Here is a 238-nt window from a genome sequence, read left to right as displayed (position 1 = left end):
ATGCAGGCATAGACCTTATCCTCTATCCATCCTTCTTTTAAGGCAAGATTATGATTATAGGCATCAATCGCCTTTTCATAATGGCCATTTTCCCTAAGTTCATTTCCATAGTAAAAATAGTCCCTTGGGGAGAAGATATCCCCTCGTTCGATCTTATTTTGATAAATATTGAGGTTCCTCCCAACGGAGTGTTTAATCTTTTTATGTGTAATCGAAATCTCAGAATTAATGATGTTTC

The 238-nt window shown here is 36.1% G+C and carries 1 pseudogene; it reads right to left on the bottom strand.

What is annotated here, in order from left to right:
• Nucleotides 1–238 (bottom strand): annotated as a pseudogene (locus tag RYX56_RS25100) (glycosyl transferase); the annotation flags it as partial.

Source organism: Alkalihalophilus lindianensis, from assembly GCF_032843265.1.
In the GTDB taxonomy this organism is placed as follows: Bacteria; Bacillota; Bacilli; order Bacillales; family Bacillaceae_D; genus Alkalihalophilus; species Alkalihalophilus lindianensis.
This window is presented reverse-complemented; position numbering and strand designations above follow the sequence as displayed.